The organism is Klebsiella sp. RIT-PI-d (genome assembly GCF_001187865.1).
Lineage (GTDB): Bacteria > Pseudomonadota > Gammaproteobacteria > Enterobacterales > Enterobacteriaceae > Superficieibacter.
Genome location: NZ_LGIT01000009.1, coordinates 984,660 through 997,540 on the forward strand (window position 1 = coordinate 984,660; position 12,881 = coordinate 997,540).

14 protein-coding genes are annotated in these 12,881 nt (G+C 53.0%); 9 read left to right on the top strand and 5 right to left on the bottom strand.

Annotated features, from left to right (window positions below; translation table 11 throughout):
- Positions 1 to 100: 100 nt before the first annotated feature.
- On the bottom strand, positions 101 to 1,087 hold the full coding sequence (gene pspF / locus AC791_RS11125; protein ID WP_228136898.1) for a phage shock protein operon transcriptional activator: 987 nt from the start codon (positions 1,085 to 1,087) through the stop codon (positions 101 to 103).
- Positions 1,088 to 1,245: 158 nt separating this feature from the next.
- On the opposite strand from pspF, the gene pspA reads away from it, so the two are divergent.
- The 7 genes from pspA to tyrR all read left to right on the top strand — a co-directional run bounded on the left by pspA (position 1,246) and on the right by tyrR (position 7,168).
- On the top strand, positions 1,246 to 1,914 hold the full coding sequence (gene pspA, locus AC791_RS11130) for a phage shock protein PspA (RefSeq protein WP_049840501.1): 669 nt from the start codon (positions 1,246 to 1,248) through the stop codon (positions 1,912 to 1,914).
- A 113-nt stretch (positions 1,915 to 2,027) separates the two neighbouring features.
- The gene (gene pspB / locus AC791_RS11135; RefSeq protein WP_049840502.1) at positions 2,028 to 2,252 is read left to right on the top strand and encodes an envelope stress response membrane protein PspB; all 225 of its coding nucleotides are present in this window, start codon (positions 2,028 to 2,030) and stop codon (positions 2,250 to 2,252) included.
- On the top strand, positions 2,252 to 2,611 hold the full coding sequence (gene pspC, locus AC791_RS11140; protein WP_049840503.1) for an envelope stress response membrane protein PspC: 360 nt from the start codon (positions 2,252 to 2,254) through the stop codon (positions 2,609 to 2,611). The genes pspB and pspC overlap by 1 nt, the downstream gene beginning before the upstream one ends.
- 23 nt (positions 2,612 to 2,634) lie before the next feature.
- The gene (gene pspD, locus AC791_RS11145; RefSeq protein WP_049840504.1) at positions 2,635 to 2,871 is read left to right on the top strand and encodes a phage shock protein PspD; all 237 of its coding nucleotides are present in this window, start codon (positions 2,635 to 2,637) and stop codon (positions 2,869 to 2,871) included.
- A 168-nt stretch (positions 2,872 to 3,039) separates the two neighbouring features.
- The gene (locus tag AC791_RS11150; protein ID WP_049840505.1) at positions 3,040 to 4,437 is read left to right on the top strand and encodes a YcjX family protein; all 1,398 of its coding nucleotides are present in this window, start codon (positions 3,040 to 3,042) and stop codon (positions 4,435 to 4,437) included.
- Positions 4,434 to 5,498, top strand: a complete 1,065-nt coding sequence (locus AC791_RS11155; protein WP_049840506.1) for a YcjF family protein — start codon at positions 4,434 to 4,436, stop codon at positions 5,496 to 5,498. The genes AC791_RS11150 and AC791_RS11155 overlap by 4 nt, the downstream gene beginning before the upstream one ends.
- A 128-nt stretch (positions 5,499 to 5,626) precedes the next feature.
- Positions 5,627 to 7,168 (top strand): transcriptional regulator TyrR, encoded by a 1,542-nt coding sequence (tyrR, locus tag AC791_RS11160; RefSeq protein WP_049840507.1) that lies wholly within the window; start codon positions 5,627 to 5,629, stop codon positions 7,166 to 7,168.
- Between the two features lie 46 nt (positions 7,169 to 7,214).
- On the opposite strand, the gene tpx is transcribed toward tyrR, so the two are convergent.
- Positions 7,215 to 7,721: a thiol peroxidase gene (tpx, locus tag AC791_RS11165; protein WP_049840508.1), complete on the bottom strand. Its 507-nt coding sequence runs from the start codon at positions 7,719 to 7,721 to the stop codon at positions 7,215 to 7,217.
- Positions 7,722 to 7,811: 90 nt separating this feature from the next.
- Between tpx and ycjG the strand changes: the two genes are divergently transcribed.
- A complete protein-coding gene (gene ycjG, locus AC791_RS11170) occupies positions 7,812 to 8,777 on the top strand; it encodes an L-Ala-D/L-Glu epimerase (protein ID WP_049840509.1) in 966 nt (321 codons plus the stop codon).
- Here the strand turns inward: ycjG and mpaA are convergent.
- Positions 8,768 to 9,481 carry a murein tripeptide amidase MpaA gene (gene mpaA, locus AC791_RS11175; protein WP_049840510.1) on the bottom strand — a complete coding sequence of 238 codons (714 nt, stop codon included), beginning with the start codon at positions 9,479 to 9,481 and terminating at the stop codon, positions 8,768 to 8,770. The two genes, ycjG and mpaA, sit on opposite strands and share 10 nt — an antisense overlap.
- Positions 9,482 to 9,619: 138 nt before the next feature.
- Between mpaA and AC791_RS11180 the strand changes: the two genes are divergently transcribed.
- Complete coding sequence (locus AC791_RS11180; protein WP_049840511.1) at positions 9,620 to 11,236, top strand: peptide ABC transporter substrate-binding protein; 1,617 nt, start codon at positions 9,620 to 9,622, stop codon at positions 11,234 to 11,236.
- Between the two features lie 112 nt (positions 11,237 to 11,348).
- On the opposite strand, the gene AC791_RS11185 is transcribed toward AC791_RS11180, so the two are convergent.
- Positions 11,349 to 12,413: a YsnF/AvaK domain-containing protein gene (locus AC791_RS11185; RefSeq protein WP_049840512.1), complete on the bottom strand. Its 1,065-nt coding sequence runs from the start codon at positions 12,411 to 12,413 to the stop codon at positions 11,349 to 11,351.
- A 41-nt stretch (positions 12,414 to 12,454) separates the two neighbouring features.
- Positions 12,455 to 12,862 (bottom strand): YsnF/AvaK domain-containing protein, encoded by a 408-nt coding sequence (locus tag AC791_RS11190; protein WP_049840513.1) that lies wholly within the window; start codon positions 12,860 to 12,862, stop codon positions 12,455 to 12,457.
- Positions 12,863 to 12,881: the final 19 nt, after the last annotated feature.

The following is a 12,881-nucleotide window of genomic DNA, read 5'->3' on the forward strand; positions in this document are numbered from 1 at the left end:
TTTTCAGATTCGATCTGCAAAGTGTATCGCACTTACGCCAGCGAGGTAAAAATGTCTGCAGGCAATTGCTGAAAATATCATCATTTTGGCTATTCCGCGCCTAGATCTGATGTTTTTTGAGCAATGCGCGGAGCTGATGGTAGGTCAGACCGAGTAATTCGGCGGCGCGCTTTTGATTAAACTTGCTCTGATGGAGGCTTTTTTGCACCAGATCCCGCTCCTGGTCGAGTTGATACTGGCGCAAATCCAGCGGCAGCGCCGGGAGGTCATTCGTCACCGGCTGCGGCTGCGCCGGGGCAGTCCGCGCAAAAGGATTCAGAATGATATTATCCAGCGGCGCGTCGATAGTTCCGTGACGGTAGACCGAGCGCTCAACCACATTTTTTAGTTCACGGATATTCCCCGGCCAGCCATAATCCTGCAACGTTTGAGTGGCACGGGGGGTAAACCCGGGAAACAGCGGCAGACCGATTTCACGACACATCTGTATAGCGAAGTGATCGGCCATCAGCATGATATCGCTCTCACGCTCGCGCAGTGGCGGAAGCTGTACGACGTCAAATGCCAGACGATCGAGCAGGTCGGCGCGAAATGTACCTTGCTCAACCATGGCAGGCAGATCCGCATTGGTGGCGCAGACCAGCCGTACGTTGACCTGCAACGGCTGGCTGCCGCCAACGCGCTCAAGTTCGCCATATTCAATCACCCGCAGCAGTTTTTCCTGCACCATCATTGGCGCGGTTGCCAGTTCATCGAGAAACAGCGTGCCGCCATCGGCACGCTCAAAACGTCCGGGATGCCGCTTCTGCGCGCCGGTAAAGGCTCCGGCCTCGTGACCAAACAGCTCTGAGTCAAGAAGATTTTCATTGAGCGCCGCGCAGTTAAGCGACACAAACGGCCCCTGCCAGCGGGAAGAGAGATAGTGCAGGCGACTGGCAATAAGCTCTTTTCCGGTCCCGCGCTCACCAATGATAAGTACCGGTTTGGTCAGCGGCGCCAGACGTGAGACATGTTCCAGCACGTCAATAAAGCTGTTTGCCTCACCCAGCAACGTATCTTTGTATTCAGCCATGATGAAATTGACCATTAAGTAGTGTGATTCACTGATAAACTTTATGGTAGCAACGCCTATAAAGCAAATGATTAACGACAAATCAACAACATAAAAACATGGCACGCCGTTTGCAAACCAGTATTCAGCAGGGCACTGCCCGATATAACAAACATCATTGTGAGGAATTAATTATGGGTATCTTTTCTCGTTTCGCCGACATCGTGAATGCCAACATCAACTCACTGCTGGAAAAAGCGGAAGATCCGCAGAAACTGGTGCGCCTGATGATTCAGGAAATGGAAGATACGCTGGTGGAAGTTCGCTCTACCTCCGCACGCTCGCTGGCAGAGAAAAAGCAGCTGACGCGTCGTATTGAGCAGGCCAGCGTGCAGCAGGCAGAGTGGCAGGATAAAGCTGAGCTGGCACTGCGTAAAGATAAAGACGATCTCGCCCGTGCCGCGCTCATTGAGAAACAAAAGTTAACCGATCTGATTGCGATGCTGGAAGACGAATCGGTACTGGTTGATGAAACGCTAATCCGTATGAAAAAAGAGATTGGCGAGCTGGAAAATAAACTCAGTGAGACCCGTGCGCGTCAGCAGGCGTTGACTCTGCGTCATCAGGCAGCCAGCTCCTCGCGCGATGTGCGTCGTCAGCTCGACAGCGGTAAAATCGATCAGGCAATGGCCCGTTTCGAATCGTTTGAACGTCGTATCGATCATATGGAAGCAGAAGCGGAAAGCCACCAGTTCGGTAAAAAGAATACGCTCGACCAGCAATTTGCCGATTTACAGGCGGATGATGAGATCGGCGAGCAGCTGGCGGCGTTAAAAGCCAGAATGAAGCAGGATAATCAATAAAAGACATATCCTGCGTGAGATACCCGAATTTAGTTATAGGGTATTTCGGCCCATGACGTGTTTCACTGGCGGTGCCTGAGCGTACCGCCGCTCAAAAATTGTAAGGAGTACACATGAGCGCGCTTTTTCTTGCCATACCGCTGACCCTGTTCATTTTGTTTATTTTACCAGTCTGGCTGTGGCTGCATTACAACAATCGTTCCCGGAATGGCACGTTATCGACCAGTGAACAGCAGCACCTGGTACAGCTTAATGATGAAGCAAAAAGGATGCGGGAGCGTATTCAGGCCCTGGAATCTATCCTTGATGCTGAGCATCCGAACTGGAGGGACCGCTAATGGCCGCGATTGATTTAAACAAAAAGCTGTACCGCATCCCACAGCAGGGAATGGTCAAAGGTATTTGTGCCGGGATCGCGCACTATTTTGATGTACCTGTGAAGCTGGTCCGGCTGATTACCGTGCTGGCAATGATTTTCGGCCTGTTCTTCTTTGTGGTCGTTGCCTACATTATTATGGCTTTTTTACTGGATCCGCTACCGGATGCCGAGTTAGACGGCGAACGCATACCGGGCAGTAGTGAGCTATTATTGATGGTAGATAATGAACTGGCTGCCGGAGAAAAAAGGCTACGTGAAATGGAACGGTATGTTACCTCCGATGCGTTTTCACTGCATAGCCGGTTTCGTCAGCTTTGATCAATCGTCGACAGGAGCCAGATATGAATACGAAGTGGCAGAAAGCTGGCACCCGGGTTAAACCCGGCCTGAAAATCGCCGGCAAGCTGGTGCTGTTAACCGCGCTGCGTTACGGGCCGGCTGGCGTTGCAGGCTGGGCGGTTAAGTCCGTTGCGCGACGCCCGCTGAAAATGCTGCTGGCTTTTGCGCTGGAACCGCTGCTTAAGCGTGCGGCCAATAGTGTTTCCCGTCGCTATGCTAAACGTCAGACCCCGCGGTGACCGTTATGGTCACCGCAACTTTTTTTACCTTCCGGTCTGCCCCAGTCAGCCTACCTTAACTGTACGCGATGTCATCGCGTTAACAGCGATTGCATTACCCACAGTCAGCCTCATTTAATATACTCATGCTATACCTGTGACGATGTCGACTGAAGCAGAAGGAAAGGGATGAAGCGACTTAAAAATGAATTAAATGCGCTAATGAACCGGAGCGTGGACAGGCATTTGCGTCTGGCGGTAACAGGACTCAGCCGCAGCGGAAAAACCGCGTTCATCACTTCAATGGTAAATCAGCTACTAAATGTTCATGCGGGTGCGCGTCTGCCATTGTTAAGCGCCGTGCGTGAAGAGCGCTTACTGGGCGTTAAACGCGTACCGCAGCGTGATTTTGGCGTTCCTCGTTTTACCTACGACCAGGGGCTGGCACAGCTTTATGCGTCGCCGCCCGCATGGCCGACCGCCACCCGCGGCGTCAGTGAAATCAACCTGGCCCTGCGCTTTCGCCCGACCGATTCACTGCTGCGCCATTTCCGTGATACCTCCACACTGTATCTTGAGATTGTCGACTATCCCGGTGAGTGGTTACTCGACTTGCCGATGCTGGCGCAGGATTATACCGGCTGGTCCCGCCAGATGACCGGTATGCTACAGGGACAACGTGCGGAATGGGCGGCGACATGGCGCAGGCTTTGTCAGGATCTGGACCCTCTCGCGCCAGCCGACGAAAACAAGCTGGCTGAAATTGCCGCCGTCTGGACCGATTATCTCCATCGCTGTAAAAAAGAGGGACTGCATTTTATCCAGCCAGGGCGATTTGTGCTGCCGGGCGATATGGCTGGTGCACCCGCGCTGCAATTTTTTCCGTGGCCCGATGTTGACCAGACCGGCGAAGCCATGCTGGCCCAGGCGGGTAAACAGACCAATGCCGGAATGCTGCGCGAGCGGTTTAATTACTACTGCGAAAACGTCGTTAAAGGCTTCTACAAAGAGTATTTCCTGCGCTTTGATCGGCAGATCGTGCTGGTGGACTGCCTGCAACCGTTGAACAGCGGTCCGCAGGCCTTCAATGATATGCGACTGGCACTGACGCAGCTGATGCAGAGTTTCCATTACGGCCAGCGCACCCTGTTTCGTCGCCTGTTTTCCCCGGTCATTGATAAGCTGCTGTTTGCCGCGACCAAAGCCGATCACGTTACGCTCGATCAACATGCGAACATGGTGTCGCTGCTGCAACAGTTAGTTCAGGACGCCTGGCAAAATGCCGCTTTTGAAGGTATCTCAATGGATTGCCTGGGACTGGCTTCCGTTCAGGCAACGCAAAGCGGACTTATCGACGTCGAGGGTGAAAAAGTGCCCGCACTGCGAGGGCATCGGCTGGAAGATGGCACTCCGCTGACCGTCTATCCGGGAGAGGTTCCCGCCCGCTTACCGGGGCAGGCTTTCTGGCAAAAGCAGGGGTTTCAATTCGAGGCGTTTCGCCCCCCGGTTCTGGACGTGGATAAACCGTTACCGCACATTCGCATTGATGCGGCACTGGAATTTTTAATTGGGGATAAATTACGATGACCGAGCCACTTAAACCGCGTATTGATTTCGCCGGTCCGCTGGAGCCAGAGCGTGAAGAATCCTTTCGCGCTGCCCGGCATTTCAGTGACGACGATGCGCACCCTTTCGCTCTTGCCGTAACTGATGAAGGAATTACCGAAGACGGCCCGGCTGAAGCGGCTGTCGCGGCGGCCCTGCGGCCCAAACGGAGCCTGTGGCGTAAAATGGTGATGGCCGGGCTGACGCTGTTTGGGGTGAGTGTTGTGGGGCAGGGCGTACAGTGGGCTATGAATGCCTGGCAGGCTCAGGACTGGGTCGCGCTCGGCGGTTGCGCGGCGGGGGCGTTGATTGTCGCGGCCGGAACAGGGTCGGTGGCGAGCGAATGGCGCCGCTTATGGCGACTTCGCCAGCGGGCGCACGAGCGCGATGAAGCGCGGGATCTTTTACACAGTCACGGTACGGGCAAAGGCCGGACATTTTGTGAAGGGCTGGCGCGCCAGGCCGGTATTGATCAGTCGCATCCTGCGCTACAGCGCTGGTATGCCGCAATACATGAAACACAAAGCGATCGGGAAATCGTCAGTCTATACGCCCATCTGGTTCAGCCGGTTCTTGATGCTCAGGCGCGACGCGAAATTAGCCGCTCGGCGGCGGAGTCAACCCTGATGATTGCCGTGAGTCCGCTGGCGCTGGTGGATATGGCCTTTATTGCCTGGCGAAATCTGCGGCTTATCAACCGTATTGCCACGTTATACGGTATTGAGCTGGGCTACTACAGTCGGCTGCGTCTGTTTCGGCTGGTCCTGCTTAACATGGCGTTTGCCGGGGCCAGCGAGCTGGTGCGCGAAGTGGGAATGGACTGGATGTCTCAGGATCTTGCCGCCCGACTGTCAACCCGCGCCGCACAGGGTATCGGCGCCGGGCTGCTCACCGCCAGATTAGGCATTAAAGCGATGGAGTTGTGTCGCCCTCTGCCATGGATAGACGGCGATAAGCCGCGTCTGGGGGATTTTCGCCGTCAGCTTATCGGCCAACTGAAAGAGACGCTCCAGCGTAGTAAAGCGCCGTCCGATCGTACCTGACCCTAAATAATCCTCTCAATCGCTCATTATTTCCTCTATGCTGTCAATATTTGTTGACAGCTATCTTTCCGATTGTCTGCGGGTAGCTTATTATTCTTATCATCGTTGACTGTTCAGGGAAAAATCCCATGCGTCTTGAAGTCTTTTGTGAAGACCGTCTTGGTCTTGCTCGCGAATTACTCGATCTGCTGGTGTTACGCGGTATCGACCTGCGGGGGATTGAAATCGATCCGGTTGGGCGTATCTACCTCAATTTTTCCGAGCTGGAGTTTGATTCCTTCAGCCGCCTGATGGCGGAGATCCGCCGTATTGCCGGGGTGACCGATGTTCGCACCGTACCGTGGATGCCGTCTGAGCGCGAGCATCTGGCGCTGAGTGCGCTACTCGAAGCCATGCCCGATCCTATGCTGTCGCTGGATACCAAAAGTAAAATTGAACTGGCCAACCCGGCCAGCTGCCAGCTGCTGGGGCAGAGCCAGGAGCGTTTACGCCATCATACTATTGGTCAGCTTATCGGTGATTTCAATTTCCAGCGCTGGCTGGAAAGTAAACCTGCCGAATCGCACAGCGAACATATTGTGGTGAACGGACAGAATTTCCTGCTGGAAATCACACCTGTTTTCCTCGACGGCGAGGATGCCCAGCCGCTGTTGACCGGGGCGGTTGTTATCCTGCGCTCGACCGCGCGGATGGGACGTCAGCTTCAGAACGTTAATGCTCAGGATGTCAGCGCATTCAGTCAGATAGTCGCCGTCAGCCCTAAAATGCGTCACGTGGTCGATCAGGCACGTAAACTGGCCATGCTAACGGCTCCGCTGCTGATTGTTGGCGATACCGGCACCGGGAAAGATCTTATTGCGCACGCCTGCCATCAGGCCAGCCCCCGCGCAGCGATGCCGTATCTGGCGCTGAATTGTGCATCGATTCCTGAAGATGCCGTCGAGAGCGAATTGTTTGGCCATGCGCCGGAAGGCAAAAAAGGCTTTTTTGAGCAGGCGAACGGTGGATCGGTGCTGCTGGATGAAATAGGTGAAATGTCGCCACGAATGCAGGTCAAACTACTACGTTTTCTTAACGACGGCACCTTCCGCCGTGTAGGGGAAGATCACGAAGTGCACGTTAATGTGCGGGTGATTTGCGCGACGCAAAAAAATCTTCAGGAGCTGGTGCAGAAAGGTCTGTTTCGTGAGGATTTGTATTATCGCCTGAATGTCTTAACGCTGAATCTGCCGCCGCTGCGTGAACGCACTCAGGATATCATGCCGCTTACCGAGCTGTTCGTTGCCCGTTTTGCGGATGAGCAGGGTCTGAACCGGCCCAAACTTGCCGCCGATGTGAGCAGTGTCTTAACGCGCTATGGCTGGCCGGGTAACGTGCGTCAGTTGAAGAATGCGATCTATCGTGCGCTGACTCAGCTCGAAGGGTATGAATTACGCTCTCAGGATATCTTATTGCCACAAACGGATATATTGCTGGCATCTCCGGGAGAAGAAGCCATGGAAGGGACCCTGGATGATATTACCAGTCGCTTTGAGCGCTCAATTCTTGTTCAGCTTTATCAAAATTATCCCAGCACGCGTAAGCTGGCGAAACGGCTTGGTGTTTCTCATACCGCCATCGCCAATAAGCTGCGTGAATACGGTTTGAGCCAGAAGAAAAGCGAAGAGTAAGGCAACAAGGCCCGCTCAAGCCGGGCCTTTTCTCGGGCAACGAGGTTTATGCTTTAAGCGTGTTTAACGCGGCGGCATAGTCAGGTTCGGTGGTGATTTCATTCACCAGCTGGCTGAAAATGATCTTATCGCTTTCATCAATCACAATGACGGCGCGAGCGGTAAGCCCTTTAAGCGCGCCTTCCGCAATGCCGACGCCATAATTTTGCAAAAACTCAGGGTTACGCAGCGTCGACAGCGTCACGACGTTGCTTAAACCTTCCGCACCGCAAAAACGCGAATGCGCAAACGGCAGATCGGCCGAGATGCACAGCACCACGGTGTTCTCCATTTCTGTCGCCAGTTGATTAAACTTACGTACAGAGGCGGCACAAACGCCGGTGTCAATACTTGGGAAAATGTTCAATACTTTGCGCTTACCTGCATACTGGGCAAGCGTCACGTCAGAGAGATCTTTTGCGACCAGTGTAAAAGGCTGTGCCGATGCACCCGGCGCTGGAATAGCGCCAGAAACGGCGACCGGATTGCCCTGGAAATGCACGAGTTGTGACATGATTTTCTTCCTGTTTACATATAATTAACGCCGAAGCTAGTGTATGACATCAGCAGTTAACACGGCAAACGCTTTTAGCGAGGTTCATTGATGAGAAGCCTGAGAGTGTATGAAGAAGCATGGCCCTTGCACACGCCGTTCGTGATTGCTCGCGGCAGCCGTAGTGAAGCGAAAGTCGTGGTCGTCGAAATTGAACAGTCCGGGATAAAAGGCACCGGCGAATGTACGCCTTATCTTCGCTATGGCGAAAGCATTTCATCAGTGATGGCACAGATCATGGCCATCCGAAGCCAAATTGAAGCAGGGGCCACCGCCAGAGAGATCCAGACCCTGCTGCCTGCCGGTGCCGCACGTAATGCCGTTGACTGCGCGCTCTGGGATCTCGCCGCCCGTACAGAGCAAAAAACGCTGTCGGCGTATCTGAACATTCCTGCTCCCCACCATATCACCACGGCACAAACGGTAGTGATTGGCGCGCCGGAGCAAATGGCAGCCAGCGCGTCCACGCTCTGGCAAAAGGGCGCACGGCTACTGAAAATTAAAATGGATGCGCACCTGATCAGCGAGCGCATCGTGGCTATCCGCGCTGCGGCTCCCCAGGCCACATTAATTGTCGATGCTAACGAATCCTGGACTAGCGAAGGGCTCGCCGCGCGCTGCCAGCTACTGGCCGATCTGAATGTGGCGATGCTGGAGCAGCCGCTGCCCGTCGGAGAGGATGAATCGCTGGCGAATTTTATCCATCCTCTGCCTATTTGCGCCGATGAAAGCTGTCACACCCGCGACGATCTTGCTGCGCTGACGGGGCGTTATGACATGATTAACATCAAACTTGATAAGACGGGAGGGCTGACAGAAGCGCTGGCGCTGGCGCAGGAGGGGCGTCAGAAAGGATTCGACCTGATGTTAGGCTGTATGCTGTGTACCTCCCGGGCTATTGCGGCAGCCCTGCCGTTAGCCCATCAGGTGCGCTTCGCCGATCTTGATGGCCCAACCTGGCTTGCCGCCGATGCCGAGCCGTCACTGCACTTTACCACTGGAGAACTTCATCTCTGAGCCTGCCAACGCAGCAGTCCGGTCATCGCGGACAAATAGTTTTCGCTGGCTTCATCACTGGAAACTGGCGGAAACTCCGCGGTGATACAGGGCAGGTTAATATCGGCGCACCAGCTGCCAAAAGAGCCTGGCGTGTCGTAGCCGACGCTACCCACCAGCGGCAGCGAAAAAGCCCCGGCTAACCACTGCCCCAGTGCGGAGTGGTCGGGGTCTTCGATACAAGCCAGCGGATCGTGAAAAGAGACGACCCAGGCCGGGCGCGTCCGGCGGATCAGCTGGCAAAGCGCCTGTGTCTCCGGCTCTGAGCCTGGCGCATCGCCGGTAAGCAAAACGACATCGCGCTGCTGTGCCGCGCTGTTCCAGCGATAAACCGTCTCGCCCGGCTTCCAGTTTGCTGCCGGAAAATTGCGATTGAGATCGACACCATTAGCATTTGCCCGCAGACCAAGCTGGCAACCGTCAGGATTGACCGTTAACACCACATGATGACGGCGTAATTCAGGGGGCAGGGTCCGTAAGGCACAGGAAAGGGTCACAATCGACGAATTTTCATCGCCGTGCGTCCCGGCAATAATCAGCCCGGCATCATGTCCTGCCAGCGGTGCCGGAAACCACAACAGCGGCGCACCAAGCACCGATTTTCCATAATGCAGCGTACCGGGCGGAAAGCCACCGCGTTGTGCCCGTGGGCGAGTGAGGATCATGGCATACCTCGTTCAATCTGTTTACATTCACAGTATAGTAATTTGTGGTAACGTCAATTTACTGACACAAGTTGTTTGCATTTCTATTAAGCAAAACAAATAATTAATTCATTCTGTATTCACTTGCCGGGGAAGCTTATGAAGTATCCTTTTTCGTTAACCTGCTGTGCGCTATTGTGTACCTCGCTTTCATCTTTTTCATTTGCCGCAGACGTTCCGGCGGGTACGGTACTGGCTGAGAAACAGGAACTGGTGCGCCATATTAAAGATGAGCCTGCCACGCTTGATCCGGCAAAAGCCGTGGGCCTGCCAGAAATACAGGTGATCCGCGATCTGTTTGAAGGTCTGGTCAATCAGAATGAAAAAGGGGAAATTGTGCCGGGGGTCGCCAGCAAATGGCAGACCAGTGATAACCGCGTCTGGACTTTCACTCTGCGTGATAATGCCCGGTGGTCAGACGGCACCCCGGTTACCGCACAAGATTTCGTTTATAGCTGGCAGCGGCTGGTCAGTCCTAAAACACTGTCGCCTTTCGCCTGGTTCGCCGCGCTGGCAGGCATCAACAATGCTCAGGCCATCATCGACGGAAAAGCCACGCCGGACAAACTGGGCGTCAGCGCCGTAGATGCCCGCACGCTGCGGGTGCAGCTGGATAAACCGCTCCCGTGGTTTGCCAATCTGACGGCCAGCTTTGCCTTTTATCCGGTGCAAAAAGCCAATGTAGAGAGCGGAAAAGAGTGGACGCGTCCCGGCAATTTAATCGGCAACGGCGCGTATGTATTAAAAGAACGCGTGGTGAATGAAAAGCTGGTAGTCGAGCCGAATAGCCACTATTGGGACAATGCGAAGACCGTGCTTAAGAAAGTCACGTTTGTGCCGATCAATCAGGAATCCTCTGCCACCAAGCGTTATCTGGCAGGCGGTATTGATATTACCGAATCTTTCCCAAAGAACCTGTATCAGAAGCTGCTTAAAGATATTCCAGGTCAGGTGTACACGCCGCCTCAGTTAGGAACGTACTACTACGCCTTCAATACGGAGAAGGGACCTACGGCCGATGCGCGCGTGCGCCTGGCGCTAAGCCTGACTATTGATCGTCGTTTGATGGCAGAAAAAGTGCTGGGGACCGGCGAGAAACCAGCGTGGCGTTTTACGCCGGATGTCACGGCGGGTTTTACCCCGCAGAAAAGCCAGTTTGAGCAGATGAGCCAGGCTGAACTTAATGCCCAGGCTAAAACGCTATTGCAGGCGGCAGGCTATGGCCCGAGCCGTCCGCTTAAACTGACACTGCTCTATAACACATCAGAAAATCATCAAAAAATCGCCATTGCTGTGGCATCAATGTGGAAGAAAAATCTTGGTGTCGATGTGAAGCTGCAAAATCAGGAGTGGAAAACGTATATCGACTCGCGTAATACCGGTAACTTTGACGTGATCCGCGCCTCGTGGGTCGGGGATTATAACGAACCCTCAACCTTTTTGTCGCTACTGACTTCAACGCACAGTGGAAATATCGCCCGCTTCAAAAATCCGGCCTATGACAAAATCATTAATCAGGCCGCACTCGAAACGACTGAAGCAGCAAGAAATACTGATTACAATACCGCAGAGCGGATTATTGCCGAGCAGGCTCCCATTGCACCTATTTATCAGTACACTAACGGCAGATTAATTAAACCCTGGCTGAAAGGGTATCCGATTAACAATCCAGAAGATGTTGCCTATAGCCGGACGATGTATGTTATTGAACACTAAATTTGGCGCGATGATGCGCAATCCGGATGACAGCTGGATTGTGATTGTTGAATAAACAGGAAATAAAAAAAGCCCCCGTCAGGCGGGGGCTGTAGTAACAGAGTCAGACGGCTTAGAACTTCTTATCGTCGTCAAACTTGCTATCATGCAGGCGATCTTCATTGAGAAGACGATCTTTATCGGAAGCTGATTTATCTACCTCGACTTCCTGACGACGTACGGTGTCATGCACCGTTTCAGTACGTTCAGTGCGCTCGGTATTAATACCGACTTCCTCACGAATATGGGTAGTTTTATTAACTACCGGCACTTCGTGTGATTCCTCAACTTCAATCGTTTTTTCGGACCAGTCAACATCATGCAAATATGTCGGCTCATCTACCGCCGAGCGGAAAACGTTAGCGTGATGCTCAGTCAGGGAGATGTCCTCAGACACATTCTCTTCAGTAGTATAACGACGCAGACGAATTTTACCGTCACTGACACGACGTTTGCCGATGTCCACTTCTTCTTCAGCCAGTTTCAGCGTTTCGCGATCAACATCATCGCCAGTCAACGTGCGGTCACGCGTCAAATCGCGGGTATCAGAGAGATCGTCGGTATCGGTAATGTTATCCGATGAACTCCAGTCACGCGTTCTTTCTGAAGCACTAATCGTATCGCTATCGAGCTCAGTATCATGAGCACGAATACCGCCTACATTCGGAGGTGTCTGCCCGGCAGGTGCGATACCACCCACGCCGCCAACACCGGAAACCGGGTTATCAAGCGGACGTACACCGCCAACATCTGCAGCCGTGGTGCTGTCAACTTCACCAAGATAATCTCGCTCGGTAGTCGGGTCGTAGGTTCCGCGTAGAGATGAGTAGTCGGTAGAGTAACCGTCAAGCAGGGCTTCAACACGGTCAGCTTCATCTTTATCGACGCGTGCGGTCAACAGCACACCGCCCAGCTGAATAGCTTTGTTATATTCGGTGGCGTAGTCATCATCAACATCGTCCCCGAACAGTCGCTGCCAGAAGCTGGGATGGCGAATTTCTTTATCTTCAACTCGTAATCTTTCGCCCGAAATAATATCAATATGACTTTCTGGGATACCTTCCGCAATGAGCTTTTCTTTCGCTGCTGCAGCCTGCTGGGGCTGCTCAAAGGCAGTAACGATCTTTTCATGAGCCATCTGAAATTCTCCTCGTGCTTAGGTTACGGGGTGTTTTAGTCTTATTCCTTGTCCGTGGAAATATCTATTTCCTGACGTCTTAATATGACGCTTTCCTGAAAATGTTCTGTAGTAAGTCTTTTTTTAACGTGGATCTCCTCTACCAGAACCTGACGACGAATTATTTCCACTTCTTCTCTGATCACCGGGATGATATAAATATCACCCTCCTGACGAGCGACGGGGATATTATCAGGTTGTATTATTTCATTTTTAACAATGCGATTAATTATTGCCTCATGATGTTCAAGCTCAGCTTCAATAATCTGCTCATCCGAAACTGTCTTGCGAGAAATCTGGATGCGGCGATCGACAATTTTTTCTTTGGTTAACGCAATTCTTTCTTCCGCTAAGGGAAGTGTTTCACCTGATGTTGGCGTACTATTATTTATAGCATCTTTGTTTTGCATATAACGTTAAGCCCGTGAT

Bases quoted from the DNA above. Each gene is read 5' to 3' on its own strand.
- pspF (WP_228136898.1), bottom strand. From the start codon at position 1,087: ATGGTCAATTTCATCATGGCTGAATACAAAGATACGTTGCTGGGTGAG.
- pspA (WP_049840501.1), top strand. From the start codon at position 1,246: ATGGGTATCTTTTCTCGTTTCGCCGACATCGTGAATGCCAACATCAAC.
- pspB (WP_049840502.1), top strand. From the start codon at position 2,028: ATGAGCGCGCTTTTTCTTGCCATACCGCTGACCCTGTTCATTTTGTTT.
- pspC (WP_049840503.1), top strand. From the start codon at position 2,252: ATGGCCGCGATTGATTTAAACAAAAAGCTGTACCGCATCCCACAGCAG.
- pspD (WP_049840504.1), top strand. From the start codon at position 2,635: ATGAATACGAAGTGGCAGAAAGCTGGCACCCGGGTTAAACCCGGCCTG.
- AC791_RS11150 (WP_049840505.1), top strand. From the start codon at position 3,040: ATGAAGCGACTTAAAAATGAATTAAATGCGCTAATGAACCGGAGCGTG.
- AC791_RS11155 (WP_049840506.1), top strand. From the start codon at position 4,434: ATGACCGAGCCACTTAAACCGCGTATTGATTTCGCCGGTCCGCTGGAG.
- tyrR (WP_049840507.1), top strand. From the start codon at position 5,627: ATGCGTCTTGAAGTCTTTTGTGAAGACCGTCTTGGTCTTGCTCGCGAA.
- tpx (WP_049840508.1), bottom strand. From the start codon at position 7,721: ATGTCACAACTCGTGCATTTCCAGGGCAATCCGGTCGCCGTTTCTGGC.
- ycjG (WP_049840509.1), top strand. From the start codon at position 7,812: ATGAGAAGCCTGAGAGTGTATGAAGAAGCATGGCCCTTGCACACGCCG.
- mpaA (WP_049840510.1), bottom strand. From the start codon at position 9,481: ATGATCCTCACTCGCCCACGGGCACAACGCGGTGGCTTTCCGCCCGGT.
- AC791_RS11180 (WP_049840511.1), top strand. From the start codon at position 9,620: ATGAAGTATCCTTTTTCGTTAACCTGCTGTGCGCTATTGTGTACCTCG.
- AC791_RS11185 (WP_049840512.1), bottom strand. From the start codon at position 12,413: ATGGCTCATGAAAAGATCGTTACTGCCTTTGAGCAGCCCCAGCAGGCT.
- AC791_RS11190 (WP_049840513.1), bottom strand. From the start codon at position 12,862: ATGCAAAACAAAGATGCTATAAATAATAGTACGCCAACATCAGGTGAA.